The 26,183-nt window shown below is 71.8% G+C and carries 24 protein-coding genes and 1 riboswitch; of the genes, 11 read left to right on the top strand and 13 right to left on the bottom strand.

Annotation, left to right across the window (positions count from 1 at the left end; all coding sequences use genetic code 11):
- The first annotated feature begins 170 nt into the window (after nucleotides 1-170).
- The 3 genes from RM590_RS30275 (at nucleotide 171) to RM590_RS30265 (ending at nucleotide 2,658) form a co-directional block, all read left to right on the top strand.
- Nucleotides 171-659, top strand: coding sequence for an ATP-binding protein (locus RM590_RS30275; protein WP_311707959.1), 489 nt, complete (start codon nucleotides 171-173; stop codon nucleotides 657-659).
- A gap of 63 nt (nucleotides 660-722) precedes the next feature.
- Nucleotides 723-1,400 (top strand): response regulator transcription factor, encoded by a 678-nt coding sequence (locus RM590_RS30270; RefSeq protein WP_311707958.1) that lies wholly within the window; start codon nucleotides 723-725, stop codon nucleotides 1,398-1,400.
- Between the two features lie 13 nt (nucleotides 1,401-1,413).
- Nucleotides 1,414-2,658, top strand: coding sequence for an ATP-binding protein (locus tag RM590_RS30265; RefSeq protein ID WP_311707957.1), 1,245 nt, complete (start codon nucleotides 1,414-1,416; stop codon nucleotides 2,656-2,658).
- Nucleotides 2,659-2,664: 6 nt separating this feature from the next.
- On the opposite strand, the gene RM590_RS30260 is transcribed toward RM590_RS30265, so the two are convergent.
- A complete protein-coding gene (locus RM590_RS30260) occupies nucleotides 2,665-3,156 on the bottom strand; it encodes a GtrA family protein (RefSeq protein WP_311707956.1) in 492 nt (163 codons plus the stop codon).
- 183 nt (nucleotides 3,157-3,339) lie between these two features.
- On the opposite strand from RM590_RS30260, the gene RM590_RS30255 reads away from it, so the two are divergent.
- The 4 genes from RM590_RS30255 (at nucleotide 3,340) to RM590_RS30240 (ending at nucleotide 7,579) form a co-directional block, all read left to right on the top strand.
- Nucleotides 3,340-4,482, top strand: a complete 1,143-nt coding sequence (locus RM590_RS30255; protein ID WP_311707955.1) for a 5-(carboxyamino)imidazole ribonucleotide synthase — start codon at nucleotides 3,340-3,342, stop codon at nucleotides 4,480-4,482.
- Entirely contained in the window at nucleotides 4,479-5,000 is a 522-nt protein-coding gene (purE, locus tag RM590_RS30250; RefSeq protein ID WP_311707954.1) for a 5-(carboxyamino)imidazole ribonucleotide mutase, read from the top strand. The genes RM590_RS30255 and purE overlap by 4 nt, the downstream gene beginning before the upstream one ends.
- Complete coding sequence (locus RM590_RS30245) at nucleotides 4,997-6,193, top strand: dipeptidase (protein WP_311707953.1); 1,197 nt, start codon at nucleotides 4,997-4,999, stop codon at nucleotides 6,191-6,193. The genes purE and RM590_RS30245 overlap by 4 nt, the downstream gene beginning before the upstream one ends.
- A gap of 335 nt (nucleotides 6,194-6,528) precedes the next feature.
- Nucleotides 6,529-6,712, top strand: a riboswitch (cyclic di-AMP (ydaO/yuaA leader).
- Nucleotides 6,713-6,715: 3 nt separating this feature from the next.
- On the top strand, nucleotides 6,716-7,579 hold the full coding sequence (locus tag RM590_RS30240; protein ID WP_311707952.1) for a M23 family metallopeptidase: 864 nt from the start codon (nucleotides 6,716-6,718) through the stop codon (nucleotides 7,577-7,579).
- 71 nt (nucleotides 7,580-7,650) lie between these two features.
- On the opposite strand, the gene RM590_RS30235 is transcribed toward RM590_RS30240, so the two are convergent.
- Both RM590_RS30235 and RM590_RS30230 read right to left on the bottom strand, forming a co-directional pair.
- On the bottom strand, nucleotides 7,651-8,445 hold the full coding sequence (locus RM590_RS30235; protein ID WP_311707951.1) for an ABC transporter permease: 795 nt from the start codon (nucleotides 8,443-8,445) through the stop codon (nucleotides 7,651-7,653).
- Nucleotides 8,442-9,422 carry an ATP-binding cassette domain-containing protein gene (locus RM590_RS30230; RefSeq protein ID WP_311707950.1) on the bottom strand — a complete coding sequence of 327 codons (981 nt, stop codon included), beginning with the start codon at nucleotides 9,420-9,422 and terminating at the stop codon, nucleotides 8,442-8,444. The genes RM590_RS30235 and RM590_RS30230 overlap by 4 nt, the downstream gene beginning before the upstream one ends.
- Before the next feature lie 106 nt (nucleotides 9,423-9,528).
- Here RM590_RS30230 and RM590_RS30225 point away from each other — a divergent pair, with 106 nt between their 5' ends.
- On the top strand, nucleotides 9,529-10,347 hold the full coding sequence (locus tag RM590_RS30225) for a TetR/AcrR family transcriptional regulator (protein ID WP_311707949.1): 819 nt from the start codon (nucleotides 9,529-9,531) through the stop codon (nucleotides 10,345-10,347).
- Here the strand turns inward: RM590_RS30225 and RM590_RS30220 are convergent.
- From RM590_RS30220 to RM590_RS30180, 9 genes are all read right to left on the bottom strand, one after another.
- Nucleotides 10,304-10,756, bottom strand: a complete 453-nt coding sequence (locus tag RM590_RS30220; protein ID WP_311707948.1) for a PIN domain-containing protein — start codon at nucleotides 10,754-10,756, stop codon at nucleotides 10,304-10,306. The genes RM590_RS30225 and RM590_RS30220 overlap by 44 nt on opposite strands.
- Nucleotides 10,749-11,039, bottom strand: a complete 291-nt coding sequence (locus RM590_RS30215) for a type II toxin-antitoxin system Phd/YefM family antitoxin (RefSeq protein WP_311707947.1) — start codon at nucleotides 11,037-11,039, stop codon at nucleotides 10,749-10,751. Before RM590_RS30215 ends, RM590_RS30220 begins: the two co-directional genes overlap by 8 nt.
- A 196-nt stretch (nucleotides 11,040-11,235) precedes the next feature.
- Nucleotides 11,236-11,592, bottom strand: coding sequence for a class I SAM-dependent methyltransferase (locus RM590_RS30210; RefSeq protein WP_311707946.1), 357 nt, complete (start codon nucleotides 11,590-11,592; stop codon nucleotides 11,236-11,238).
- Nucleotides 11,593-12,042: 450 nt separating this feature from the next.
- Nucleotides 12,043-13,299 carry an alginate lyase family protein gene (locus RM590_RS30205; protein WP_311707993.1) on the bottom strand — a complete coding sequence of 419 codons (1,257 nt, stop codon included), beginning with the start codon at nucleotides 13,297-13,299 and terminating at the stop codon, nucleotides 12,043-12,045.
- A gap of 42 nt (nucleotides 13,300-13,341) precedes the next feature.
- The gene (locus RM590_RS30200; RefSeq protein WP_311707945.1) at nucleotides 13,342-16,716 is read right to left on the bottom strand and encodes an alginate lyase family protein; all 3,375 of its coding nucleotides are present in this window, start codon (nucleotides 16,714-16,716) and stop codon (nucleotides 13,342-13,344) included.
- A complete protein-coding gene (locus tag RM590_RS30195) occupies nucleotides 16,713-18,242 on the bottom strand; it encodes a glycosyl hydrolase family 28 protein (RefSeq protein WP_311707944.1) in 1,530 nt (509 codons plus the stop codon). Before RM590_RS30195 ends, RM590_RS30200 begins: the two co-directional genes overlap by 4 nt.
- A 41-nt stretch (nucleotides 18,243-18,283) precedes the next feature.
- Nucleotides 18,284-19,108 carry a carbohydrate ABC transporter permease gene (locus RM590_RS30190; RefSeq protein ID WP_311707943.1) on the bottom strand — a complete coding sequence of 275 codons (825 nt, stop codon included), beginning with the start codon at nucleotides 19,106-19,108 and terminating at the stop codon, nucleotides 18,284-18,286.
- Complete coding sequence (locus RM590_RS30185) at nucleotides 19,105-20,100, bottom strand: carbohydrate ABC transporter permease (RefSeq protein WP_311707942.1); 996 nt, start codon at nucleotides 20,098-20,100, stop codon at nucleotides 19,105-19,107. The genes RM590_RS30190 and RM590_RS30185 overlap by 4 nt, the downstream gene beginning before the upstream one ends.
- Complete coding sequence (locus RM590_RS30180) at nucleotides 20,097-21,440, bottom strand: extracellular solute-binding protein (protein WP_311707941.1); 1,344 nt, start codon at nucleotides 21,438-21,440, stop codon at nucleotides 20,097-20,099. The genes RM590_RS30185 and RM590_RS30180 overlap by 4 nt, the downstream gene beginning before the upstream one ends.
- A gap of 119 nt (nucleotides 21,441-21,559) precedes the next feature.
- Between RM590_RS30180 and RM590_RS30175 the strand changes: the two genes are divergently transcribed.
- The 3 genes from RM590_RS30175 (at nucleotide 21,560) to dgoD (ending at nucleotide 24,846) form a co-directional block, all read left to right on the top strand.
- Complete coding sequence (locus tag RM590_RS30175) at nucleotides 21,560-22,777, top strand: ROK family transcriptional regulator (protein WP_311707940.1); 1,218 nt, start codon at nucleotides 21,560-21,562, stop codon at nucleotides 22,775-22,777.
- A 103-nt stretch (nucleotides 22,778-22,880) separates the two neighbouring features.
- Nucleotides 22,881-23,654 carry an SDR family NAD(P)-dependent oxidoreductase gene (locus RM590_RS30170; RefSeq protein ID WP_311707939.1) on the top strand — a complete coding sequence of 258 codons (774 nt, stop codon included), beginning with the start codon at nucleotides 22,881-22,883 and terminating at the stop codon, nucleotides 23,652-23,654.
- 46 nt (nucleotides 23,655-23,700) lie between these two features.
- Nucleotides 23,701-24,846: a galactonate dehydratase gene (gene dgoD / locus RM590_RS30165; RefSeq protein WP_311707938.1), complete on the top strand. Its 1,146-nt coding sequence runs from the start codon at nucleotides 23,701-23,703 to the stop codon at nucleotides 24,844-24,846.
- Nucleotides 24,847-24,913: 67 nt separating this feature from the next.
- On the opposite strand, the gene RM590_RS30160 is transcribed toward dgoD, so the two are convergent.
- A complete protein-coding gene (locus RM590_RS30160) occupies nucleotides 24,914-26,074 on the bottom strand; it encodes an acyl-CoA dehydrogenase family protein (RefSeq protein ID WP_311707937.1) in 1,161 nt (386 codons plus the stop codon).
- Nucleotides 26,075-26,183 lie beyond the last annotated feature (109 nt).

Raw genomic sequence — 26,183 nt, 5'->3', positions numbered from 1 at the left:
CGCCGGACCCGGGCCCGCTGTACGGCACCCGGTCCGCCGAGTCACACTATTGCCGGGATCGGACGGGTGTGGTCACCGGCCGCAAGGGCAGAAGACCAGTCACGCCGGGCCACAGGGACGGTTCGGCCAGGCCAGCCAGCGGCGCGGCGATGCGGTGAGGGGAGGCGTGCATGGGGACCACCCGGCCTCATCCGGCAGATGAGCAGGGCCCGGAGCCACAGGCGCCGGGCACCGTCACGGATGGAATCCAACAGGTCCGCAGGCTGCGGCTGATCGGCCCCGGCGTCGTCGCGCGCGCCCGCGAGTTCGCCCGCGCCGCCCTCGGCGACTGGGAGTGGCTGCCCGCCGTCACGGACGAGCAGCGCGCCGCCGCCGAGGACGTTCTCCTCGTCGTCTCCGAACTGGTCACCAACGCCTGTCTGCACGCCGGCGGCCCCGAGGAACTGCGCATGGGCCGCGGTACCAAGGTGCTCCGCATCGAGGTCGCCGACCACGGCGACGGCGTGCCCGCCCTGCGCACCACGCGTCGCGCGGGACGCCCCGGCGGGCACGGCATGTTCATCGTGCAGCGGCTGTGCCTGGACTGGGGCGTCGCCCACGAGGCGGGAGTCCCCGGTAAAACGGTCTGGGCCGAGCTCGCCGTTCCCGTTACCGACTGACCCCCGGTCACCCCCTGCTCGGACTGCCCCCGCGGGCAAAGCGTTGCGGTCTACCATCGGCCCATGACCCGAGTACTGCTCGCCGAGGACGATGCATCCATCTCGGAGCCGCTGGCCCGAGCGCTGCGCCGCGAGGGATACGAGGTGGAGGTGCGGGAGGACGGTCCCGGAGCGCTGCGAGCCGGACTGCGCGGCGACGTCGATCTGGTCGTGCTCGACCTCGGGCTGCCGGGCATGGACGGCCTGGAGGTCTGCCGCCGGCTGCGCACCGAGGGGCTGGGGCTGCCCGTTCTCGTGCTCACCGCGCGCGCCGACGAGGTGGACACCGTGGTCGGCCTCGACGCGGGCGCCGACGACTACGTCACCAAGCCCTTCCGGCTCGCCGAGCTGCTCGCCCGCGTCCGCGCGCTGCTGCGCCGCGGCAGCGCCGAGACGGCCCCCGCCCCCGCCGTGCACGGCATCCGCATCGACGTGGAGTCGCACCGGGCGTGGATGGGCGACGAGGAGCTGCACCTGACCGCCAAGGAGTTCGACCTGCTGCGGGTGCTCGTGCGCGACGCCGGCCGGGTCGTCACCCGCGAGCAGCTCATGCGCGAGGTGTGGGACACCACATGGTGGTCCTCCACCAAGACCCTCGACATGCACATCTCCTGGCTGCGCAAGAAACTGGGCGACGACGCCGCCAACCCCCGCTACATCGCGACCGTCCGGGGAGTGGGATTCCGCTTCGAGAAGAGCTGACGGGGGCCGGGACGTGCGTCGCCGTCTGATCAACTCCACACTGGCCGTGGTGCTCATCGTGATCGCCGTCTTCGGCGTATCGCTGTTCTTCGTCGAGACCCGCACCATCGAGAACAGCGCGCGGAACCGGCTGGAGTCCGAGGTTGCCCGGGTGCTGGCCGAGGTCGACAGCCGGCTGGCCGCCGGCGAGCCGGTCACCGAGCAGGAGATGCGCTCCTCCGCGCCCGCCGACCGTTTTGTGCGGATCGAGCTGCCGGACTCGCCGCCGGTGCTGCTGGGGGAGCCGCCCGAGGGCGACGTGATGAGCGCCGAGGCGACCGGCGCGCACGGCGAGACCGTCACCGTCGAGCAGCCCCGGAGCATCGTCAGTAACGAGATCGGGCGGATGGTCACGATCATCCTGGTCGTCTCGCTGCTGGCCGTCGCCGCCGCCGCGCTGCTCGCCGTCCAGCAGGCGCACCGGGTGGCCGCGCCGCTGACCGATCTCGCCGAGACCGCCGAACGGCTCGGCTCCGGCGACCCCCGGCCGCGCCACCGCCGTTACGGGGTCGCCGAGCTGGACCGGGTCGCGGACGTGCTGGACGCCAGCGCGGAACGGATCGCCCGCATGCTCACCGCCGAACGCCGGCTGGCCGCCGACGCCTCCCACCAGTTGCGCACGCCGCTGACCGCGCTGACCATGCGGCTGGAGGAGATCATCGCCACCGAGGACCGGGACGCCGCCGCCGAGGAGGCGGCCATCGCGCTGGCCCAGGTGGAACGGCTCACCGATGTCGTGCAGCGGCTGCTGACCAACTCCCGCGACGCCCGGCTGGGCTCCGCGGTCGGCTTCGACCTCGACGAGGTCGTCGTGCAGCAGATGGAGGAGTGGCGGCCGGCCTACCGCAGCGCGGGCCGCGCGCTCGTGCGCTCCGGCAAGTCCGGCCTGCGCGCCGTGGGCACGCCGGGCGCCGTCTCCCAGGTGCTGGCGTGCCTCGTGGAGAACTCGCTGATGCACGGCGCGGGCACGGTGGCGCTGCGCACCCGGACCACCGGGAACCAGGTCGTCGTCGAGGTGACGGACAACGGCCCGGGCGTGCCGAGCGAACTGGGCGCCCGCGTCTTCGAGCGCACGGTCAGCGGGCGGAACTCCACGGGCCTGGGACTCGCCGTCGCCCGGGACCTCGCGGAGGCGGACGGCGGCCGGCTGGAACTGCTCCAGCAGCGGCCACCCGTCTTCGCACTGTTCTTGAGTCGTGAGGCCGAAGAGGCGTGCTGAGGCGCCTCAGTTGCCGGGGGAGCCGGCCGTGGCCGGTTCCGGGGTGGCGCCGGGGGCCGGCGCGGGGGCGGTGCGGAACACCCAGGTGCGGTAGGACCAGAAGCGGAACAGCGAGCCGATGCCCAGCCCGATCACGTTCTTCGCGAGGTTGTCCGCGAGCGGCGAGGTGAAGCCCAGGCCGTAGTGCGACAGCGCCAGCACCCCGTTCTCGATCACCATGCCCACGCAGGAGAACAGCAGGAAAAGCCCGGCCTCCCGGCTGCGGCCGGTCTTGTCGCGGTGCCGGTAGGTCCAGTACCGGTTCCCCAGGTAGTTGGCGCAGATGGCCGCCGAGGTGGCGATGACGCCGGAGCGGATGGGCGCCAGGCCGGCGGCCTGGCCGCACAGGTTGAACACGACGACGTTCACGAGGAAGCCGAAGGCGCCCACGGTGCCGAACTTCGCGGCCTCCTGGGCGATGCCGCGCAGGCGGTCGCGGAGCGTGCGCCGGTCGCTCATGGCTGCCATGCTAACCAGCCGGTTCCCGGCGGCCTCGGCCGATGCGCATGTATGCCCTTCTGCTGAGTTCTCCCGCGGTTGCCTCGCATCGCCCCCGCGCGACCGTGAACAAGGACGTGCGGCGGCGCCACGCGGTTCCGCCCGGCCGGTCGGCGCCGGACGGGCGGCCGTTACGCTGGGTGTGTGACATTCCCGGTGATCGGCATGGTCGGAGGCGGTCAGCTCGCCCGCATGACCCACGAGGCGGGCATCCCCCTCGGCATCAGATTCAGGCTGCTCAGCGAGACGCCACAGGACTCGGCGGCCCAGGCCGTGCACGATGTCGTGGTCGGCGACTACCGCGATCTCGACACGCTGCGGTCGTTCGCGCAGGGGTGCGACGTGGTCACGTTCGATCACGAGCATGTGCCGACCGAGCATCTCCGGGCGCTGGAGGCGGAGGGCATCGCCGTCCGGCCGGGCCCCGACGCGCTGGAGCACGCGCAGGACAAGGGCCTGATGCGGGCGCGGCTGACCGAGCTGGGCGTGCCCTGCCCCCGGCACCGGATCGTCGCCGACCCGGCCGATGTCCGGCGCTTCGCGGAGAACGAGGTCGGCGGCTTCCCCGTCGTGCTCAAGACCGTCCGCGGCGGCTACGACGGCAAGGGCGTGTGGGTCGTCGGCTCCGAGGCCGAGGCGGCCGAGCCGTTCCGGGCCGGGGTGCCCGTGCTGGCCGAGGAGAAGGTCGACTTCACCCGCGAGCTGGCCGCCAACGTCGTCCGCTCGCCGCACGGGCAGGCCGTCGCCTACCCCGTCGTGGAGTCCGTCCAGGTCGCCGGCGTCTGCGACACCGTCATCGCCCCGGCCCCCGGCCTGCCCGACGCGCTCGCCCTCGCCGCCCAGGAGCTGGCGCTCACCGTCGCCCGCGAGCTGAACGTCGTCGGCCATCTCGCCGTGGAGCTGTTCGAGACCGCCGACGGCCGGGTCCTGGTCAACGAGCTGGCCATGCGCCCGCACAACTCCGGCCACTGGACGCAGGACGGCGCCGTCACCTCCCAGTTCGCCAACCACCTGCGCGCCGTGCTCGACCTGCCGCTGGGCGACCCGCGCCCGCGCGCCCGCTGGACCGTGATGACCAACGTCCTCGGCGGCGACTTCCCCGACATGTACCCGGCGTTCCTGCACTGCATGGCCCGGGACCCGGGGCTGAAGATCCACATGTACGGCAAGGATGTGAAGCCGGGCCGCAAGGTCGGGCATGTCACCACCTTCGGCGACGACCTGGCCGACGTCCGCGAGCGGTCGCGGCACGCCGCCGACTACCTCAGAGGAATCATCGACGAATGAGCAGTCTCCCGCCGCAGGTCGGCATCGTGATGGGCTCCGACTCCGACTGGCCCGTGATGCGGGCCGCCGCCGACGCGCTGGACGAGTTCGGCGTGGTCTACGAGGCCGACGTCGTCTCGGCGCACCGCATGCCGCACGAGATGGTGGCCTACGGGGAGCAGGCGGCCGGCCGCGGCCTGAAGGCGATCATCGCCGGCGCGGGCGGCGCGGCCCATCTGCCCGGCATGCTGGCGTCGGTCACCACGCTGCCCGTCATCGGCGTCCCGGTGCCGCTGGCGCACCTGGACGGCCTGGACTCGCTGCTGTCCATCGTGCAGATGCCCGGCGGGGTGCCGGTCGCCACGGTCTCCGTCGGCGGCGCGAAGAACGCCGGGCTGCTCGCCGTCCGCATCCTGGCCGCGCACGACCCGGCGCTGGCCGAGCGCATGCGCGACTACCAGCGCGGGCTGCGCGAGCAGGCCGCCGAGAAGGGCCGCCTGCTGCGCGCCGGCCTGGCCGCCGGCGGGGACGCGTCGTGACCACTGCGGCCGGGCTGGCCCGGGCCCGGGAACTGCTGGCCGAACACCCCGTCGTGGACGGGCACAACGACCTGCCGTGGGCGTTGCGCGAGCGCGTCGGCTACGACCTGGACCGCTGCGACATCGCCGCCGACCAGAGCGGCCAGGTGCACACCGACCTGCCGCGGCTGCGGGCGGGCGGCGTGGGCGCGCAGTTCTGGTCGGTGTACGTCAGCGCCGTGCTGTCCGGGGACAGCGCGGTGAGCGCCTGCCTGGAGCAGATCGACGTCGTCGGGCGGCTCCAGGACCGTTACCCGGAGCACCTGCGGCCCGCGCGCACGGCGGACGACATGGCGGCGGCCCGGGCCGAGGGCCGGATCGCCTCGCTGATGGGCGCCGAGGGCGGGCACTCCATCAACAACTCCCTGGCGACGCTCCGCGCCTTCCACCGGCTCGGCGTCCGGTATATGACGCTGACCCACAACAACACGATCGACTGGGCGGATTCGGCGACCGACGAGCCCCGGCACGACGGGCTGAGCGCGTTCGGCGAGGAGGTGGTCCGGGAGATGAACCGCATGGGGATGCTGGTGGACCTCTCGCACGTCGCCCCCGCCACGATGCGCGACGCGCTGCGGGTGACCGAGGCCCCGGTGATCTTCTCGCACTCCTCGGCCCGCGCGGTGTGCGACCACCCGCGCAACGTGCCGGACGACGTGCTGGCCGCGCTGCCCGCCAACGGCGGCGTTGCGATGGCCACCTTCGTGCCGAACTTCGTGCTGCCCGCCGCCGTCGAGTGGTCCATCGGCGCCGCCGAGAACCTGCGGGCGCACGGGCTGCACCCGCTGGACACCACCGAGCGCGCCATGGCCGTGCACCGGGCGTACGAGGAGGCGCACCCGCGCCCGCACGCCACCGTGGCCACGGTCGCGGACCATCTGGACCACATGCGCGAGGTGGCGGGCATCGACCACATCGGCATCGGCGGCGACTACGACGGGACGGCGTTCCTGCCGGACGGCCTGGAGGACGTGACGGGCTATCCGCGGCTGATCGCGGAGCTGCTGGAGCGGCGCTGGTCGCCGGCGGATCTGGCGAAGCTCACCTGGCACAACGCGGTGCGCGTGCTGCGCGACGCCGAGGCGGTCGCCCGGGATCTGAGCGAGCGCCGCGCCCCCTCGGTGGCGACGATCGACGCCCTCGACGGCGAATAAGACATTGCGAACATCCCGCCCGATAAAGGTCTTTGTGGCGGGCGCCGTGACCGAGTTCACTCGCGGCTTTTCCTTCGTCGGCGCGGTCCGGCTGTCGAATTCGCGAGTGCCCTCAAGTGACGGGTATTCAGGGAAAGTTGGCGGAACGGGCCGCTTCCGGCGTCCGTGCGCTCGGTAATGGAATCCTTGCGCAACGTCACCGAAAGCGTGTCCCGCTATTTCCGATCATGGGCTCGGCGCGGCCTCTTTCTTGTCTTGCCCGAATTAATCGGTTTACGGTGCTCCTCGCGCCGCACCCGCGGCCTTCCGCTCCGGACGCCGAGTCCTGTCACCGGCAGCGGAAAACGCAGCAATTCCCGTGACAGGAGCGGGGGAACCACTTTCGCCGGAGCGTTTCCGACGCGCCGGCTCGGGGTGAAGCCGCCGGCGAATTCGAGTCCTTGGGCCCGAATTCACGGCGGCCGGGCATCTCCGGCCCGAACCCGACAGCTCACCTCGCAGGCGCTGGAGAGGAGCACCCCTATGTCCGCACGCGGACGTCACCGCCGCCAGCGCGTCCGGCGCATCTCGCGCGTTTCCCTCATGCTCACCGCCGGTGGTGCCGGCGTGGCCCTGCCGCTCATCGCCGCGGGCGGCGCGAGCGCCGCTCCGGCCGCCGAGACCGCCGTCACGGCCGCCGCCCCCAAGGCCGTCGAGGCCCTGGCCCCGGCCGCCGCCCCGGCGGCCCAGCCCGCCGGGACCTACACCGTGGTCGGCGGCGACACCCTGTCCAAGATCGCCCAGGCCGAGGACGTCGAGGGCGGCTGGAAGGGCCTGTACGACGGCAACCGTGAGGTCATCGGCGACGACCCGAACCTGATCATCCCCGGTCAGGAGCTGTCCCTCGCCGGTGCCGAGGCCGCCGCCGAGGCCGAGCCCCAGGCCGCCCCGGCCGAGGAGCCAGCCCCCGAGCCGGAGCCCGCGCCCGCCGAGGAGTCCGCCGGCGGCTTCACCGCCCCCGTCGAGGGCGCCCTGGGCACCGCCTACGGCGTCGCCGGCTCCTCCTGGTCCTCCGGCTACCACACCGGCGTGGACTTCCCGGTCGGCACCGGCACCCCGGTGAAGGCCATCACCGACGGTGAGGTCGTCACGGCCGGCTCCGGCGGCGCGTACGGCAACGAGGTCGTCATCCGCCACGCCGACGGGCACTACAGCCAGTACGCCCACCTGTCGTCGATCTCCGTCAGCGTCGGCCAGACCGTGGGCACCGGCGACCAGATCGGCCTGTCCGGCTCCACCGGCAACAGCACCGGCCCGCACCTGCACTTCGAGGTGCGCACCGGTCCCGACTACGGCTCGGACGTGGACCCGCTGGCCTACCTGCGGGCCAACGGCGTCACCATCTGACCCGTCCCCACGAGACGACCGGGCCCCGCGCACACCGCGCGGGGCCCGGCCGCGTTCCGCCGCGCGGTGCCTCAGCGGCTGAGCCGCTGGTAGTGCCGCACCGACAGCGGCGCGAAGACCGCCGTCAGCACCACCGGCCAGAGCACGGCCAGCAGCAGGGCGTGGTCGGTGGCCCAGGTCCCGCTCTCCAGGCCCGGGTTGCCGAACAGCTCGCGGATCGCCGCCACGGTGGCGGACAGCGGGTTCCACTCGGCGATCGTCCCCAGCCAGCCCGGCATCAGCCCGGGCGCGGTGAAGACGTTGGACACGGCGGTCAGGGGGAAGGCCAGCGGGAAGACGATCGTGCCGACCGTGTCCGGGTTCTTCACGACGAGGCCCAGATAGATCCCGATCCAGGTGATCGCCACCCGCAGCGCCAGCACCAGCGCCACCGCGATCAGCGCCCGGCCGAGCCCCCGGTGCCACTCCCAGCCGACCAGCAGCCCGCACACCACGAGCACCGACATCTCCAGCGCCGCCCGCAGCAGGTCCGCCGCGCTGCGCCCGGTGAGCAGCGCGGAACGGGCCACCGGCATCGAACGGAACCGGTCCACCACGCCGCGCCCCGCGTCCATGGCGACGGCGGTGCCGGTGGCGCCCATGCCGTAGAGCATGGTCATCGCGAAAACGCCGGGCAGCAGGAACTCCCGGTACTCGCCCCCGCCCGGAACCGCCATGCCGCTGCCGAAGACATAGCCGAAGACCAGCACGAACATGATCGGCAGCGTGAAGTAGAGGGCCATCTCCTCGGGGGTGCGGACGAGATGGGACATGTTCCGCCTGGTCATGACCCAGCCGTCCGCCAGGGCCCAGCGCGCGCGCCTCATGCCGCCACCTCCGGCGCCGCGCGCCGCTCGTCCGCCCCGGCCCGGTGGCCGGTGAGATACAGGAACGCCTCGTCCAGCGTGGGCCGCCGGGTGCCGATGTCCTCCACGCCGATCCCGGCGTCGTGCAGCGCGCGGACCACCTCGGTCAGCGCGGTGACCCGGTCGGCCACCGGCGCGCCCACCCGCCGGGTGTCCCGGTCGGTCTCCGGCGCGCTGCCGCACACGCGGCCGACGATGGCGGCCACCGCGTCCAGCTCGGCGGTGTGCCGGACGACGACCTCGACCCGGTCGCCGCCGATCAGCGCCTTCAGCTCGTCGGCGGTGCCCTCGGCGACCACCCGCCCGGCGTCCATGACCGAGATGCGGCCGGCGAGCTGGTCGGCCTCCTCCAGGTACTGGGTGGTCAGCAGCACGGTGGTGCCCGCCGCGACGAGTGAACGGACCGCGTCCCAGACCTGGTTGCGGCTGCGCGGGTCCAGCCCGGTGGTCGGCTCGTCCAGGAACAGCACGCGCGGGACGCGGATCATGCTGGCCGCCAGGTCCAGCCGGCGGCGCATGCCGCCCGAGTACTGCCCGGCGTTCCGCCCGGCGGCCTCGGTCAGCCCGAACCGCTCCAGCAGCTCGTCGGCCCGGCGCCGGGCGGCGCGCGGCCGGAGCTTGTAGAGCCGGCCGAACATCACCAGGTTCTGCCGGCCGCTGAGCTGCTCGTCGACGGCCGCGTACTGGCCGGTCAGGCCGATCACCGACCGCACCTGGGCGGGCTGCCGCGCCACGTCGTGCCCGCAGATTTCGGCGCGTCCGGCGTCGTAGCGCACGAGCGTGGTCAGCGCCCGCACCGCCGTCGTCTTCCCCGCGCCGTTGGGTCCCAGCAGCCCGTGCACCGTGCCGGCGGGCACGGCCAGGTCGAACCCGTCGAGCGCCTGCTTGTCGCCGTATCGCTTGCGCAGCGCCTCGGCCGTTATCGCGTGGTCAGCCATCTCCGCATCCGTTCCCCGAAAAACTGTGTACACCGTAGACTTGGGTATACACCATACACAGTTTTAAGATTCGGTCAATCGGTGATCGGATCGGACGAGGAGCGGGATGGCTGCCGAACGCGGCGGACTGCGGGACCTGGAGGTCATGGTCGACCTGCTGTGGCGCACCCATCGGCCGGGCACCCGGGGCCCGCGCGGCAGCCTCAGCGTGGACCGCATCGTGGCGGCGGCCATCGAGATCGCCGACGCCGAGGGCCTGGGCGGGGTGTCGATGCGCAAGGTCGCCGAGCGGCTGGGCGTCACCACGATGTCCCTGTACCGCTACGTCCCCCGCAAGGACGATCTGCTCGACCTGATGTTCGAGGCGGCGTCGGGCCAGCCGGACACCACCGACTGGCCGGACGACTGGCGCGGCCGGCTCACCGCCTACGCCAGCGGCTGCCGGAAGCTGTTCCTGCGGCGCCCCTGGATGCTGGACATCGGCATCAGCGGCCCGCCGATGGGGCCCAACAACCTGATGTGGATGGAGGTCGTGCTCGCCTCGCTCGTCGACACGGGGCTGGACGAGGGCGACATGGTGGGGGTGCTGATGATCCTCAGCGGCTACGCCATGAACGAGGCGCGCCAGGAGGTGTCCATGCGGCGGGCCGCCCCGCTCACCGGCGTCACCTACGAGGAGTGGGGCGAGGTGTACGGCAAGATGCTGGCCCGCGTGGTGGACGACGGCCGTTACCCCACGGTGGCGCGCGTCGTCCGCTCCGGGGCCTTCGACGCCGGGAGCGGCAACGCGGACGAGGACTTCGCCTACGGCGTCGGCTTCATCCTCGACGGCGTGGCGGCCCTCATCCGCGAGCGCGGCGGATCAGACACTGCTCAGGCGGTCAGAGATCCTCAGGGAGCAGGCGAAAGGCCGGCTGGCCGGTGAGCGGCCGCATCATGCGGAAGTGACCGTCCGTGGTCAACAGGTCGGCCGTCCGGAAGGCCGCCGCGAGGGCCACGTTCATGGCGTCCGTGAGCCCCACCCCAGTGCCGCCGTCGGCATCGGCGTAGCCGCGCATCACCGCCATGGCGCTCCTGAGGTGTGGTGTGGTGTCGGGGATCTCGAAACGGCGGGCCTCCGTCTGCGCGGCGATGAAGTCGAGGGCGTTCATCGCCGCTGACGAACCGACCTTGGACGTGAGCAGGTAGTCCAACTCGGTGAGGACCATGGGCGACACCACGACGTGGCCCGTCCGCGCGAGCGCTTTCCGGTGGGCCGAGTGGCGAGGATCTTTCGGGGAGAACAGCCGGTACAGCGCGTTGGTGCCGGCGATCGCGACCGGGATGTCAGCCATCGGCGTCCCTGCTTGCGGCGGCGTCGCCCATGCCTCGCAGTGTCGCCTCGATCTCGTCGTCGTCGAGAGCGGGGCCACCCAGGTCCGGAAGATCCAAATCCCCCATGGGATCCGTACGGAACGGATACGCGGGCCGACCCGACAGTGCACCCCGGGGCACGATGTCCCCTATGGGAACGCCGTCCTTGGTGATGGTCACCGTCTCTCCGGCAGCCACCCGGGCCAGGACACGGGATGTCTGTTGATTCAGCTCCCTCAGCGGGACCTCTGTGCCGTCACTCATATCAGCAGCGTACTACTTGTTCTACGTCGCCGCGGGTGCTGATTGGCCAATGGGTGTACGCCCCGGTAGGGAATTCGACACCAGTCGGAAACGGCAACGTCTTCCGCTACGCCGTCGCCCAGGACATCGGCGACGCCGACAGTTCCAACCAGTTCCTCTCCGGCACCAACGGCTCCCGCTGCTCCACCCACGGCTGTCACGACCTGCCCGATCGTCGCCACGCCGGAAGCCGGGCCGCTCCACCACTCCTCCGATGTCGTCCGGTGGTCCCAGCGGAGCGTTTCCCAGGCCGCGTTGGCCAGGTACGCGCCCAGACAGTGACCGCGATCCGCCCGCCGGGATGGGTGACCCGGCGCAACTCCGTCAGGGCGGCCCGGGGGCGACCGGCGTGGTTGAGTACGAAATTGGCGAGCACGGCGTCGAACTTCCCATCGGCGAAGGGAAGACCCGGCAGGGCCGCGAGCCGGACCTCGGCCGCGGGTCCGCCCGCGCGGCGAGCGCCACCATGCCGGGCTCCGGGTCCACCGCGGTCACCCTCGCGCCCCGTTCGCACGCGGCCACGGTGGCGGCCCTGGTCCCCTCAGCGATTCGCGGAGCGGCTGACAGACGCGAATCCGCTCTCCGCGTTGAGTCGTGAGCTCGTGATCATGAACGCCATCGGTTGGACCAAACACCGGCGTGTGCCACAGTCTCTGATTCTGGCCATGGCCGGTGGCATGCTGGTGGCCGCCGTGGCGTTGGGATGAGTGCCGGACGGGAAGAAGGTGCTTCATGGCTGCCGGGCGCGTTCACCGCGAGGCCCTCCCGCAGTCGCCGTACCGCGTGTGCGGCCGACCCGTATGCGGTCATCAGTCATCACGAACGGCACCACCGCCAGGCACGGACGCAGCGTTATGACGACGAAGACCGTGCGGCACGGTCCCACGCGAAAGCGTTCGGGCAGGCCTGAACAGAAGCGTTCAGGCCTGCCCGAACAGTGTTCGGCGCCGCTGCGCCCCGGGAGCTACTTGGCGTACATCAGGGTGCCGAAGCCCAGTTGGTCGTAGCCTCCGCTGGTCGAGCCGTAGTCGCCGCCGCCGCCCTCGGGGCGGACGCTCTCCGCCATGGCGGTGATGTACGGGACCGAGAGGCGGCGCCGGCGGGCGTAGTGGTAGTGGATCAGGTCCCACACCGGCCGGACCTGTCCGCGGCTGGCCGAGGAGATCGCCGTGTGCTCCCGGTACGCGCAGTTCTGTCCGGTGCCCCAGGAGTACGTGGTGAAGGGGACGGACTGGCCCAGGTTGTACTTGGCGACGTACTGGGCGGCCTTCATGAACCGGTTGCCGTCGTGGCCGTACAGGTCGTCGCCCTGGTTCCACGCCATCTCGCAGAAGGCGCCCATCTGGCCCATGCCCATCATGGTGTGGCCCTGGTCGCGGCCCGACTCCTGCCACTGGCCGAGGTCGTGGCCGTCGACGTTGGTGTGGATGAACGGGACGGCGTGCCGGATCGAGCCGTTGCCCGCGCCGTTCTTGAAGTAGTTGACGGCCTGGTCGTACTTGGCGCCGTCGTCGCACAGGATGGCGATGGCCAGGATCGAGTTCATGTTGCACAGATCCCAGTTCGCCCAGTAGTTGGTGACGCAGGCGTCGTTGTGCTCGTTGAGGAACCGGTTGTTGAGCGGGTAGAAGACGTTGAGCATCATCGTGCGGAAGCGGTCCAGGTCGAACCCGCTGTAGCCGCGCATCAGTTCACCGACGTTCGCGAACTGATAGCCGTAGAGCCCGGCGGCCAGGTACCGGTCGGCGTTGCCGGTGATCGTGGTGAGCGTCGCCGACCAGGCGTTGAGGATCTCCACGGCCTTGTCGCCGTTGGCCCTCGTCCCGGCGATCTGCCAGCGCAGGGCGTTCTGGTACGCGGCGTGGATGTCGTTGTAGAGCTGCGGGTAGTTCTGGCCGTCGCCGCCGCGGATGATCGTGTCGGTCGGGCGGGGGGTCCAGGTGCTGGCGGAGTGCGGGTTGGCGGTCAGGCGGTTCCAGCCCGACAGCCACGGCTCGTCGCCCGCGGCGACCCGCACCTTGGCGCGGTTGAGCTCGCCATAGGCGTGCAGCGCGCCGGGGTGGGTGAACGTCGCGGGCGCGGCGGCGGCGCTGCCGCCGCCGGTGAGCCCGGCCGTCGCGGCGGCGACGGCGCCGGCGGCCGCCACGCCGCCGGCGGACCGCAGGAGGTTCCGGCGGGTCAGTGTCGCTCGATGGTTGCCCTTCTCGGTGTCGCGGCTCATGGAGTGCATGTGGGGGGTGTCTCCATTTCTGTGAGTGGGGGCTTACATTTCGACGAGCGTCACCTCGTCGAAGTCGGCGGTGGTGAGCCGGCCCGGGTCGCGGGAGCAGACGACGAGCCCGGCGTAGCAGGGCGCGTCGCCGAAGCCCGGGACCGTGTCCTGGGCGACGTCGGTCCACGTGGTGCCGTCGGTGGAGACGGCCGCGGTGAAGGTGGTGCCGGTGCGGGTCAGCCGCAGCCAGACGGGGAGTCGCACGGCGGCGCCGCCGGTGAACCGGCTGACGCCGGCCACCACGGTGCGCCGCATGAGCTGCGCCGTGGTCCCGCCGGTCACGATCACGCTGGCCGCCTGGTCGAACGGGGACAGGGACTTGGCGATCAGCAGGCCGACCCGGTCGGCGGCCGTCGCACCCGCGCGGGAGACCAGGCGGGCCGTCAACCGGCAGTCCCCGCTCACCGGCAGGCGCGCGAACTGGCCGGTCATGCCCTGGTTGTTGACGTTCAGGTCGGTCCCGGCGCCGCGCACCGTGAAGCGTTCCGCCGCGGCGTCGTGCGAGGTGCTGCCGGGCGTGCGCACCGCGACCACGCCGTAGGTGCCGAGCTGCCGTTCGTCGAGGACGACGTCGCCGAGGTCGCCGTGCGTCCAGGGCGCGGGCGGCGGGGCGCCGACGGTGAGCGTGAGCGGGGCGTCGGCGGTCGCGGTCGCGTTGGCCGCCGCGATGGTCACCGTGAACTCGCCCGTATCGGTGGGCGTTCCGGAGATCAGGCCGGTGCGGCTGTCGAGCCGCAGCCCCTCGGGCAGCCCGTCGGCGCGGAACCGCACCGGCTCGTGCGAGGCCATGATCAGGTGCCGGAACGGCACGCCGCGGTTGGCGTACGCGACGCCGGGGCCGGTGATCCCGGGGGCCGCCGGCGTCGGCATCTCCGCGCTCGCCGGGTCCGAACGGGGGCCGCGGCCGGTGGAGTTGGTCTTCTCGACGGCGTAGTGGTACGTCCTGCCGGGCGTCCCGGTCGCGTCCGTGTACCGGATGCGGGCGCCGAAGCCGACGGGCCCGACGTCCGTGGCGATTTCCCGGTATCTGCCGTCCGCCCGGTCGGCGCGCAGCACCGCGTACCGCGCGGACAGGTCCGGGTCGCTCCAGGTGAGTTCGACCGCGTCGGCCCCGGCCGCGGCCACCAGGCCGGTGGCGGTGGGCGCGGGAACGGGCGCGCGCCACAGGGTGCCCGCGGCGCGGCTGGTGACGCTGACGTTGTCGAACGCGGCCGTCCCGGTCTCGGCGTAGAACTCCTCGACTCCCAGGCAGGAGCTCAGGACGAGCCCGGCATGCACGGTGCCGCCCAGTTCGAGGTCGGCCGAGCCGACCTCGGTCCACTCGGCGCCGTCCGGGGAGATCCAGCCGGTGAACCGGTTCTGCCGCCGCTCCAGGCGCACCCAGTACGGCATCCGCATCCGGTAGCCGTCGCCCGCCGCCTCCACGTGGGGCGCGGTCAGCGGCGTCGCGGACTCGGGGAGGGTGCCCAGGTCGGAGATGGGGAACCCGGCGGCCGTCGTGATCGCCTGCTGCTGGGTCGGCGGCACCGCCGTGCTCCCGGTGCCGGAGGTGGGGGAGCCGGCCGCCGCGCGCGTGGTCCACACCCCGCTCCAGGTGTGCAGGGGGAGGCCCTGGATCAGCATCGAGGCGTGCGGCGCGTCGGCGTCCAGCGAACCGCGCATGCCGATGCCGACCTTGGCGTACTGGGAGCTGAGCGGGTGGACCACGCGCGCGGTGATCTCTCCGTCGCCGCGCAGCGGCAGGTGGACGAAGTGGCACGCGTCGGCCGTGCCGCCGATGTCCGCGCCGCCCGCCTCCACGACGAACCGTTCACCGTCGAACGCGGCGGCCCCGGCGGTGCGCACCTCGCCGATGTCCCGTGCCGCCCACGGGCCGGGGAGTCCGGCGGTGGCGGCGACGGCGGTGGAGTCGGGGCCGGTGCCGGAGGCGTTGGTGGCGGCGGCCGCGTAGTAGTAGGTGCGGCCCGCGCGGGCGGTCGTGTCGGTGTACGTGGGCTCGGCGAGGGCGTCGGCGAGGGTTTCGTACGGTCCGTCGGGGGCGGTGGCGCGGTGCAGCGCGTAGGTGTCCGCCCCGGCGGCGGGGAGCCAGGAGATGGTGACCGCCCGGCCCTCGGCGGGGGCGGCGTGGAGCCCGGCGGGGGCCGCGGGCGGGGCGGTCACCGGCAGGGGCCCGGCACCGGCGTAGGCGAGGGTTCCCCAGGAGGGCAGGTCGTCGTTGCTGCCCTCGACCGCGCGGGCACCGTCGGTGCCGCGGAACACGACCCGTTCGGTGTACGGCGCGGGCAGGCCCCGCACGCCGGCGTAGTGGGCGAGGACCATCTCGTAGATGGGCGGGAGGTTGCCGCGGGCCCGGTCGGAGACGGTGAGCTTGATGTACTTGCCGGTCCGGTCCAGGTCGGGGGTGAAGGGCACGTCGGAGCCGAGGTTGTAGCGGGCGGCGTACTCGGCGTTGGCCAGGATCCGGCTGTCGAGGTGGCCCCACAGGTCCACGCCCTGGTTCCACGCGACCTGGGCGGCGTCGGCCAGCAGCCCCACGGCGAGCTGTTCGTGGCCCTGGTCCCGGCCGGACTCCTGGCCCTGGCCCGCGTCGGTGACGATGCGGTGCGCCACGCTGCCGTTGCCGGCTCCGGCGGCGGCGAAGCGCAGCGCGTCCTCGAACAGGGTGCGGTCCTCGCAGAAGACGGCGATGGCGAGGATGGTCTGGACGGCGGTGAGGTCCCAGTTGCCGTTGGCGTAGAGCATGTAGCCGGAGACGGCCGGGTACCACACGCGCAGGAACGAGTCCTCGCACCGGGCGATGTCCGCGTCGGTCCAGCCGTCGTAGCCGGTGTGGCGCAGCAGTTCGGCCGCGTTGGCGAACTTGAAGCCCTGGAGGCCGGCGCCGAGCGGCCCGTCGGCTCCGGTGACCGCCGTCAGCGAGGCGGACCAGGCGCCCAGGATGTCGCGCGCCTTGTCGGCGTGTTCGCGCCGTCCGGTGACGCACCACATGAGGGCGTTCTGGTAGGCGGCGGCCGAGTCGGCGACGGCCTGGCCCATGTAGTTGCTCGGGCCGCGGCCCCAGGAGGTGATCTGGCCGGTGTTGGCCACCGGGTAGGTGGCCGAGGAGCGCGGGTGCGCGGCCAGCGCCAGGTAGCCGTCGTACTGCGGGGCGGCCTGGGCGGCGACCGCGTCCCGCATCCGGGCGAGGTCGTCCGCGCTGTGCAGCAGGCCCGGGTGGGCGAAGCGGAAGCCGTCGTCGGCGGGCCCGGCGGATGCCCGGGCCCGCGCGGCGGCGGGCGACGGCAGGACGCCGGCGCCCGACGCGAGCAGCAGCGAGGTCGCGCCGAGGAAGCCCCGGCGGCTGGGTGCGAAGCGTCCCTCGGTCACTGGGCCGCTGCCTCTTCGGTGGTGAGGAACCGCAGGTTGTGGACGTGGTCGTTGGCGAACATCGGCACACCGTCGGAGGCCAGGTACCAGTTGGGCTTGCCTCCGCTGTCGCGGATCACCCTGCCGTTGATGACGAGGTTCTCGAAGGTGATGTCCTTGATGAGGTGGTCCGCGTCGTAGCCGATGAGGAGCGAGGTGTCGGCGTGGGTGCCGGCGTAGGTGAGGTCCTTGATGTAGATGTCCTCGATGCCGCGCCCGGCCGAGGTGTTCCACTTCGGGTTGAAGGTGACCCGCATGTGGATGAGCTGGCCCCAGCGGAAGTCCTCCACGCGCATGCCGTCGACCTTGACGTTCCGCACGAGGTTGCCGTCGCCCGGGTTGATGGCGATGCAGCCCTGATAGAGCATCTGCGGCTCGCGGTGGTCGAGGATGTCGATGTTGGTGAAGTTCAGGTTCTCCAGCACCTCGGGGTTGTCGGGGTCCGGGTTGCCGTGGGTGCCGATGTTGATCGGGTGGGCGACGTCGGCCCAGAGGGTGGAGTTCTTGACGGTGATGTTGCGGGTGTCGCCGTAGTAGTCCCAGCGGTGGGTGTAGATGGCGATGCAGTCGTCGGAGTTGCGCATGAAGACGCCGTCGATGGTGACGTTCTCGGAGCAGAAGATGTCGATGCCGTCGCCCCAGCCCAGGTGGCTGAAGGAGCGCATGCCGCGAATGGTGACGTTCTCCGACTCGGCCACCGTGATCGAGTTGTACCGCGGGTTGAGCACCGTGACGTTCTCGACCTCGACGTTCTGGGAGTCGTGGACGTAGATCGCGCCGCCGGTGGCGTTGTAGATCACGCCGCGGCCGACCAGCCGGCTGTTCTCCACACCCTCGAAGATCACGTTGGAGGTGAGCACGGCGCCGGCGGCGAGGTAGACGGTGGTGTTGCTGGGGACGGTCAGCGTGCGGTCGGGGTGGGTGTGCAGGCCGGGCCCGAAGTACATGACGTTCCGGTCGCCCTCGGCGGGCGGGTTCTGCTCGATCGGGCCGGCCAGCAGGTGCAGGCAGTCGAAGATCTTGTCGTCGACCTGGACGACGACGTTGCGGGGCCGGTCCAGGGTGAAGCGCGTGGTGCTGCCCAGCACCTCGGGGGTGATGCCATAGGAGTCGGGGCGGACGCGGACCTTCTCGAAGCCGCCCGGGTTGTAGGTGACCTCCACCTCGACGGTGCCGGAGAAGTCGAAGGCGGCCACGGAGGAGTTCTGGGCCCGGTTGCTGCCGCTGGCGGGGTCGATGAGGGGGAGCCTCGCCAGGTGGACGGACAGGGTCTGCCAGTTTCCGCCGGCGGGGCGGACCTTGACGGTGAAGGAGTTGTTCGCGGGCACGCTCGGCAGGGCCGGGTGGACGACCACTCTGTCCACCGGTTCCTCCTCCGCGCTCGCGGTGGCGTGCGCGCTGCTGCCGGCGAGTCCGGTGACATAGGCGCCGGCCACGGCGGCGCCGGCGGCCTGGAGGGTGGTGCGACGGGTCGGGGACGGGCTCATCGTTACTCCTTGGCGATGCGGCGAACGCGCGGGGTGGGCGGTCACTTGAGTCCGGAGGTGGAGATGCCGGCGACGAAGCCGCGCTGCGCCACCAGGAAGAGGAGGAGGGGCGGCAGGACGTACATGACGGCGCCGGCGGCGACGAGGTTGTTGAGCGGGTTGCCGGCCGCGTCGCGGTAGGCGGTGGTCAGGATGACGGCCAGCGTGGTCTTGTCCTGGCTCAGCAGCAGGGTCGGCGCGATGAAGTCGCCCCAGGTCCAGCCGAAGGAGATCACCAGGCTCGCGGCGATGGCCGGCCAGGACTGCGGCAGGAAGATCCTGAAGAAGATGCCGGTGTAGGAGCAGCCGTCGACGATCGCCGCCTCCTCGAGCTCGCGGGGCATGCCGACGAAGAACTGCCGGAACAGGAAGATCAGGAACGGCGCGCCGCTCAGGCCCCACAGCACCCAGGGCCAGTAGGTGTTGACCATGCCCAGCCGGGCGAACACCAGGTAGGTGGGGATGAGCGTGATGATCTGCGGGAGCATCATCGTGCTCAGCAGCAGCCCGAACATCGGGCGCTTGCCGGGGGCGGACAGCCGGGCGAAGCCGAAGCCCACCCAGGCCGAGGCGATGGTGACCGTGACCGCGTAGATGGTGGCGATGATCAGTGAGTTGCGGGCGTAGCCGAGGTAGTTGATGAAGTCCCAGGCGTCGCCGAAGTTGTGCCACTGGAAGTTCTCGGGCAGCCAGCGGATGGGGAGGGCGGCCAGTTCGTCGGGCGCCTTGAGCGCGGTGAGAATCAGCCAGCCGAAGGGGCCGAGCAGCAGTCCGGTGATGAGGACCAGGGCGGTGTACAGGGCGAGTCGGGGGGTGTTGATCTTCACTTCTTCGCCTCCGGGTCGACGTTGTAGAACACCGCGCCGCTGGTGGCCTTGAAGATCAGGGCGGTGAAGGCGATGATCACCGCGAAGAGGATCCACAGCAGGGCGGAGGCGTATCCGAAGCGCCCGTACGCGAAGTACTGCGCGAACACGTTGATCATGTACATGTAGTTGTCTTGCGGAACGGACGTGGTCCCGGCCGGGCTGCTGTCGGCCGCGAGCAGCAGCGGCATGAACGTCTGGAGCGCGCCGATGACGCCGGTCACGCCCTGGAACAGCAGCACCGGGGAGAGCAGCGGCAGGGTGATGCTGCGGAACGACCGCCAGGCGCTGGCGCCGTCGATGCGGGAGGCTTCCTGGAGTTCGCGCGGGATGTCCTGGAGGCCCGCCAGCGAGATGATCATGGTGTTGCCGAGCGCCCACAGGACACTCATCAGGATCACGTAACGGGCGTACGGGTCGGCCAGCCAGGTCACGGCGTTCATGCCGAAGGCGTCCAGAACGCCGTTGGCCGCGCCCGCGTTGGTGTCGAAGACCAGCTTGAACGTGAGCGCCGTCCCCACCGGCGGGACGACCGCGGGCAGGTACAGCAGGGTGCGGAACAGGCCCCGGGCGCGCAGCGGGCGGTTGACGAGGACCGCGAGTATGAGGCCGCCGATCATCGTCATGGGCACGGAGATCAGCGTGAACAGCAGGGTGCGCCCCAGAGACTGACGGGTCAGCGGGTCGCTGAGCGCCTCGCGGTAGTTCTCCAGGCCGACGAAGTGCCAGTGCGGCGAGACGGCGTCGAAGTTGGTGAAGCTCAGCCACAGGGCGTAGCCCATCGGGAACGCCGTCAGCAGGACGAAGCCCACCAGCCAGGGGGCGGTGAACATGTAGAACGCCCGGTGCCGCTTGGTGGTCATCCTGCTGGTGCGCGGGGCCGCCGCCGCGCCGGACGCTCGCCGCGCCCGCGCGGGGCGGTCGGAGGCCACCCGTATCTCTTCGACGGTCATGGCACGAGCTCCTTGCCGAGGTCCATCTGGTGGTTCATGTCGTCGTTCAGCCGGCCGATCGCGGCGTCCAGGGACATGTCGCCGCGCATCGCGGCGGGCATCACCTGGTTGAACACGGCGTCGAGGGCGGTGGAGCGGACGTAGGGGGTGAACGAGAGGACCGAGAAGTACTCAAGCTCCGCGTTCTGCACCCGCAGCGACTGCTCCTGGAAGGGCTGTTCGCCGGGCATCAGCGAGCGCAGGGACTTCAGGGTGGGGATGCCCCAGCCGCCCGAGGCGCGGCCCTGGGCGGGGCCTTCGCCCATGTACCACTCGAACAGGCGCCACGCGGTGTCCTTGTGCGGCGCCTTCCTCGGCATCCAGAAACCGGTCCCCGCCTGGCAGGTGCTGACCCGCGGCTTGCCGGCGAACACCGGGGCCGGGGCGAGCCGCGAGGCGGTGGCGATCTCCGGGGACGAGCCGCCGACCATGCCGCCGAACCAGTAGCCGTTGCCCGACATCGCCATCCGGTTCGCCTGGTACGTCGGGCCGTCCCAGACGTTGGGGTCGGGGTCGATGAGGCTGGGGCCGACGCGGGCCTGGACGTACTCGAGATACCAGCTCAGGGCCTGCCGGGCCTCCGGGGTGGAGAAGTCCACCCGGCCCAGGTCCTCGCTGAACAGCGATCCGCCCGCGGCCGCGGTGATGGCCATGAGGTTGCCGACCGGGCTCAGGCCGTTGCAGCTCATGCCGTACACGGTGGTGCGGCCGCCGTCCTGCTGGACCACTCGCTTGCCCAGGTCCAGCCACTCCTCGTAGGTCAGCGGCTCGTCGTCCGGCGGGTAGTCGTCGACCCCCGCCTGCTCGAACAGCGCGCGATTGTACCAGAACATGGAGTCCTGGGAGAAGTCCTTGGCCATGCCGTAACGCGGTCCCGCGCCCTGCCGTTGGCCGTCGAACCGCCAGAGGTCGTTGACCGGGTCCAGGTCGTCGGCCTTGAGGATCGAACTGCCGGCGAAGTACGGGTCCAGATCCTCCGCGACATCGCGTGCGACCAGGTAGGGGGTGTCCAGCGCCCCCAGGCCCCGGACCAGGTCCGGCGGTTGCCCGCTGGCCAGCATCGCCGTCAACCGGGTCGGGTCGTACTTGACGAGGTCGATCCGGATGTCCAGTTCCTCGGCGGCCTGCTGGACCATCTCCGGCGGGAAGTCGCCGTCCGAGGCCATCACCGTGACCGGATCGCGGCCGGCGCCGTTGGCGACCGACAGCGCGCAGCCGGAGACGGCCGCGGCGCCCAGGGCGCCGGCCGAGAGCCCGAGGAACCGGCGGCGGTCCATCGGGGCGAGGGAGCGTGCGTGCATGAGCACATCACCTTTTTCTCAGGAGTGTGCGACTTGAGTGGGGCAGAGCTTGAACCGTGGAGGAGAAGTTCGTCAAGAGTCTTGACGTGCTTTCGAAATACATGGGTAATCTGAGCGCCATGAGCCAGAAGTCCGGAGGATCACTGCGTGAGTTGCGGCGTTCCAATCAGCAGCAGGTGCTGGCCCTCCTGCTCGCCGACGGGCCGCTGCACCGCGCCGCGCTGGCCCGGCGGGCCGGGGTCTCCCGCACCACGGTCTCGACGATCGTCAGCGATCTGATGGACCGCGGCCTGGTGGTCCAGTCCGACGAGGAGCCCGCGGACGGCCACGACGGCCGGGCCCGCGACCTGCTGTCGGTCAACCCGGGCGCGGCCGTCGTGGTGGGCATGAACCACACTTTCGATGGCGTCTGGGTCCACCTCGCCGACCTCTCCGGACGCGAGGTCGCCGCCCGGGGCGTTCCCCTGGACCCGGCCTGCGGCCCCGGCGAACGCATCGCGGTGGCCCGCGACATCCTGCGGCGGCTGCTCGACGCGCACTGGCCGGACGGTGACCCGGTCATCGGCGTCGGCGCCGGCGTGCCGGGGCCCATCGACCACACCACCGGGGTCGTCGGCGTGTCGCTGCCGGGCCAGCCCTGGTCGCATGTGCACGCCGCCGAGGAGTTCGAGCGCGCGTTCAATCTGCCGGTCGCCGTCGAGAACAACACCCGTCTGGAGGCCGTCGCTGAGGCCCGCTGGGGCGCCGGCCGCGGCGTGCGGGACCTGTTGTACGTCGGCCTGTCCAGCGGCATCGCCTCGGGACTGATCCTCGACGGCCGGCTCCACCGCGGCACGGTCGGCGCCGCGGGCGAGCTCGGGCACGTGTCGGTGAGCATGGACGGACCCACCTGCCGCTGCGGCAACCGCGGCTGCCTCGTCCTGCACGCCGGGATCCCGGCCGTCCTGGCCCAGTTGCGCCCGGCGTTCGGGACCGAGGTGGGGCTGGAGGAGATGCTGGCCCGCACCGCGGCGGGGGACCGGGCCGGCGAGAGCGTGTTCGCCGACGTCGGCACCGTGGTCGGCCAGGTGCTGGCCAACCTGTGCAATCTGCTCAACCCCGAACGCATCGTCGTCGGCGGCGAACTCGCCCTGGCCGGCGAGGTACTGTTCGCTCCGCTGCGGACGGCCATCCGCCGGTACGCGCTGTCCCTGGTCCGCGACGTGGACGTGGTGCCGGCCGAACTGGGCGTGGGCGGCCGGGTCGGCGCGCTCGGCGGCGCCGCGCTCGTCCTCGGCGAAACCACGGCCCTGCCCGCGGCGCTCAACCGCATCACCGCGCGGCAGGCCACGGCATGAGGTGGCTGCCCACGGCGCGCGGCCGGGCCGTCGCGGCGGACCGTGGCGTGACAGGGCGGGCGTGCCGTCCCCGGCCGGTCGTTCCCGACTCCCAGGAGACCGCATGACCGACGACCGTACGATCCAAGCCCCCGCGCGCCGCTTCACCGGCAAAGTCGCGGTCGTCACCGGCGGCGGCAGCGGGATCGGCGCCGCCTGCGCCCGCCGTCTCGCCGCGGAGGGCGCGGCCGTCGTCATCGCCGACATCGCCGCCGAGGCCGGCGAACAGGTCGCCGAGGCACTGCGCGCCGACGGCCACCAGGCCGCCCACATCCCCTGCGACGTGGCCCTGGCCGCCGACTGGCAGCGGCTGGCCGACACCGTGCGCGCCACCCACGGCCGGGTCGACGTCGTGGTCTCGAACGCCTACGCGATGGCCATCGCGCCCACGCACGAGCTGGCCGAGCCGGACTGGCACCGCGTCCTCGATGTCATCCTCAAGGCCGCCTACCTCGCGGTCCGCCACCTGCACGGGCTCCTTCCCGCCGCCGGTGGCAGCCTCGTCGCGGTGTCCTCGGTACACGCCCTCCGGGGCCGGGCGGGCTTTGCCCCCTACGCCGCCGCCAAGGGCGGACTCGAAGCGCTGGTACGGCAGTTGGCCGTGGAGTACGGCCCGGCGCTGCGCGTCAACGCCGTCACCCCGGGACCGATCGCCACCCCGCAGTGGCGGTTCACCTCCGAGCCGGACCTGCGCGCCGAGGCCGAACGCACCGTCCTGGGCCGCTTCGGCACCCCGGAGGAGGTCGCCGCCGCCGTGGCGTTCCTCGCCTCCGGGGAAGCCGCGTTCATCACCGGCGCCACCCTGCCCATCGACGGCGGCATGACCATCCGGCTGTAGCCACGCGCCCCGTGCCCCACCTACTCCGAGAGACGCAGAGATTCCCATGAAGATCGTCAGGATCGAGACCTTCCTCGTACCGCCGCGCTGGCTCTTCCTGCGTGTCGAGACCGACGACGGCGTCGTCGGCTGGGGCGAGCCCATCGTCGAGGGCCGCGCAGAGACGGTCGCCACCGCCATCGACGAACTCTCCGGCCTGCTGATCGGCGCCGATCCCCGGCCGATCGAGGACCACTGGCAGGTCCTGGCCAAGGGCGGGTTCTACCGCGGCGGCCCGGTGCTCTCCAGCGCGCTGGCCGGCATCGACCAGGCGCTGTGGGACATCAAGGGCAGATACCTCGGCGTTCCCGTGCACGAACTGCTCGGCGGACCGGTCCGGGACAAGGCCCGCGTCTACCGCTGGATCGGCGGTGCCAGCGGCGCCGAACTGGCCGAGGCGGGGCTGCGGGCCGTCGCCGAGGGCTACGACGCCGTCAAGTACAACGCGACCGAGCAGTTGCGGCACATCGACTCGCCCGCGGTGGTGCGCGGCGTGGTGGAACGGCTGACCGCGCTGCGCGAGGCGGTCGGCTGGGGCGTGGACATCGCCGTCGACCTCCACGGCCGCTTCTCCGTCGCGATGGCCCGCCGGGTCCTGCCGCTTCTCGAACCGCTGCTGCCGATGTTCGTCGAGGAGCCGGTCCTGCCCGAGTTCTCCCGCGACTTGGCCCCCGTAGCGGCGGGCACCGCCGTTCCGCTGGCCGTGGGCGAACGGCTCTACTCCCGCTGGGACTTCCGCGACGTGCTGCCCACCGGGATCGCCGTGGCGCAGCCGGACCTGTGCCACGCGGGCGGCATCTCCGAGGTGCGGCGCATCGCGGCGATGGCCGAGGCGCACGACGTGGCGCTCGCGCCGCACTGCCCGCTCGGCCCGATAGCCCTGGCCGCCAGCCTCCAGATCGACTTCGCCACGCCCAACTTCCTCATCCAGGAGCAGAGCCTGGGCATCCACGCGCCCGAGGACAACGACCTGCTCGCCTACCTCGCCGACCCCGGCTGCTTCCGCTTCGCCGAGGGCCACGTGGCGCGGCCGACCGGCCCCGGACTCGGGATCGAGATCGACGAGGCCGCGGTGCGCCGCGCCGCGGCCGACGGCCACCGGTGGCGCAACCAGATCTGGCGGCACCGGGACGGCTCGTTCGCCGAGTGGTGAGCGCCGCCGGCCGGCAGGGGAACGGCCCTCCCCTCGTTGCGAAAGGGAGGGCCGCGCGAAAACCCCGCTAGGGAAGGTTCCTTGCCATCACGATCCGCTGCACCTGATTCGTACCCTCATAAATCTGCGTGATCTTGGCGTCCCGCATCATCCGCTCCACCGGGTAGTCCCGCGTGTAGCCGTAGCCGCCCAGGAGCTGGACCGCGTCCGTGGTGATCTCCATCGCCGCGTCCGACGCGTAGCACTTGGCCGCCGCGCCGAAGAACGTCAGATCGCCGTCGTTCCGCTGGGACTTGGCCGCCGCCGCGTAGGTCAACTGCCGGGCCGCCTCCAGCTTCATCGCCATGTCGGCCAGCATGAACTGCACGCCCTGGAAGTCGCCCACCGGCTTGCCGAACTGCTTGCGCTCCCGGACATACCCCTTGGCGTAGTCCAGCGCGCCCTGCGCGATCCCCAGCGCCTGGGCGGCGATGGTGATGCGCGTGTGGTCCAGCGTCCGCATCGCGGTCGCGAAACCGGTGCCCTCCTCGCCGATCATCCGCGAGGCCGGGATCCGCACGTTGTCCAGGTAGACCTCGCGCGTCGGCGACCCCTTGATGCCGAGCTTCTTCTCCGGCGCCCCGAACGACACGCCCTCGTCGTCCTTTTCCACCACGAACGCCGAGATCCCGCCGCGCGTCCGCTTCTCCGGGTCGGTCACGGCCATCACCGTGTAGTACTCGCTGACCCCGGCGTTGGTGATCCACCGCTTCACGCCGTTGAGCACATAGGAGTCGCCGTCCCGCACCGCGCGGGTCTTCATGCCGCCCGCGTCCGAGCCCGCGTCGGGCTCCGACAGGCAGTAGGAGAACATCGCCTCGCCCCGGGCCAGCGGCGCCAGGTACCGCGCCTGCAACTCCTTGGACCCGGACAGCATCACGGGCAGCGAACCGAGCTTGTTCACCGCGGGGATCAGCGACGAGGACGCGCACACCCGCGCGACCTCCTCGATCACGATCACCGTCGCCAGCGCGTCCGCGCCCGCCCCGCCGAACTCCTCGGGCACGTGCACGGCGTGCAGGTCGTTGCTCACGAGCGCGTCCAGGGCCTCCTGCGGGAAACGGCCCTCCTCGTCCACCTCGGCCGCGTGCGGGGCGATCTTCGCCTCGGCCAGCGCGCGTACCGACTCCCGGAGCATGTCGTGCTCCTCCGCCGGGCGGTAGAGGTCGAAGTCTGCGGCTCCTGCCACGTGTCTCACTCCCTGCGAGCGACGATGCTAACGACTGTTAAGTAACACGTAATCCTAGGCCGGTGAACGGGTTACGGGTACGTGAGCTTCCCGACAGGCCCCGGGTTTA

The organism is Streptomyces litchfieldiae (assembly GCF_031845365.1).
In the GTDB taxonomy this organism is placed as follows: domain Bacteria; phylum Actinomycetota; class Actinomycetes; order Streptomycetales; family Streptomycetaceae; genus Streptomyces; species Streptomyces litchfieldiae.
The sequence above is the reverse complement of the archived record's forward strand: the minus strand, read 5'-3'. Positions and strand labels throughout refer to the sequence as shown.

Bases quoted from the DNA above. Each gene is read 5' to 3' on its own strand.
- RM590_RS30275 (WP_311707959.1), top strand. From the start codon at position 171: ATGGGGACCACCCGGCCTCATCCGGCAGATGAGCAGGGCCCGGAGCCA.
- RM590_RS30270 (WP_311707958.1), top strand. From the start codon at position 723: ATGACCCGAGTACTGCTCGCCGAGGACGATGCATCCATCTCGGAGCCG.
- RM590_RS30260 (WP_311707956.1), bottom strand. From the start codon at position 3,156: ATGAGCGACCGGCGCACGCTCCGCGACCGCCTGCGCGGCATCGCCCAG.
- purE (WP_311707954.1), top strand. From the start codon at position 4,479: ATGAGCAGTCTCCCGCCGCAGGTCGGCATCGTGATGGGCTCCGACTCC.
- RM590_RS30240 (WP_311707952.1), top strand. From the start codon at position 6,716: ATGTCCGCACGCGGACGTCACCGCCGCCAGCGCGTCCGGCGCATCTCG.
- RM590_RS30235 (WP_311707951.1), bottom strand. From the start codon at position 8,445: ATGAGGCGCGCGCGCTGGGCCCTGGCGGACGGCTGGGTCATGACCAGG.
- RM590_RS30230 (WP_311707950.1), bottom strand. From the start codon at position 9,422: ATGGCTGACCACGCGATAACGGCCGAGGCGCTGCGCAAGCGATACGGC.
- RM590_RS30225 (WP_311707949.1), top strand. From the start codon at position 9,529: ATGGCTGCCGAACGCGGCGGACTGCGGGACCTGGAGGTCATGGTCGAC.
- RM590_RS30220 (WP_311707948.1), bottom strand. From the start codon at position 10,756: ATGGCTGACATCCCGGTCGCGATCGCCGGCACCAACGCGCTGTACCGG.
- RM590_RS30215 (WP_311707947.1), bottom strand. From the start codon at position 11,039: ATGAGTGACGGCACAGAGGTCCCGCTGAGGGAGCTGAATCAACAGACA.
- RM590_RS30205 (WP_311707993.1), bottom strand. From the start codon at position 13,299: ATGAGCCGCGACACCGAGAAGGGCAACCATCGAGCGACACTGACCCGC.
- RM590_RS30195 (WP_311707944.1), bottom strand. From the start codon at position 18,242: ATGAGCCCGTCCCCGACCCGTCGCACCACCCTCCAGGCCGCCGGCGCC.
- RM590_RS30185 (WP_311707942.1), bottom strand. From the start codon at position 20,100: ATGACCGTCGAAGAGATACGGGTGGCCTCCGACCGCCCCGCGCGGGCG.
- RM590_RS30180 (WP_311707941.1), bottom strand. From the start codon at position 21,440: ATGCACGCACGCTCCCTCGCCCCGATGGACCGCCGCCGGTTCCTCGGG.
- RM590_RS30175 (WP_311707940.1), top strand. From the start codon at position 21,560: ATGAGCCAGAAGTCCGGAGGATCACTGCGTGAGTTGCGGCGTTCCAAT.
- RM590_RS30170 (WP_311707939.1), top strand. From the start codon at position 22,881: ATGACCGACGACCGTACGATCCAAGCCCCCGCGCGCCGCTTCACCGGC.
- dgoD (WP_311707938.1), top strand. From the start codon at position 23,701: ATGAAGATCGTCAGGATCGAGACCTTCCTCGTACCGCCGCGCTGGCTC.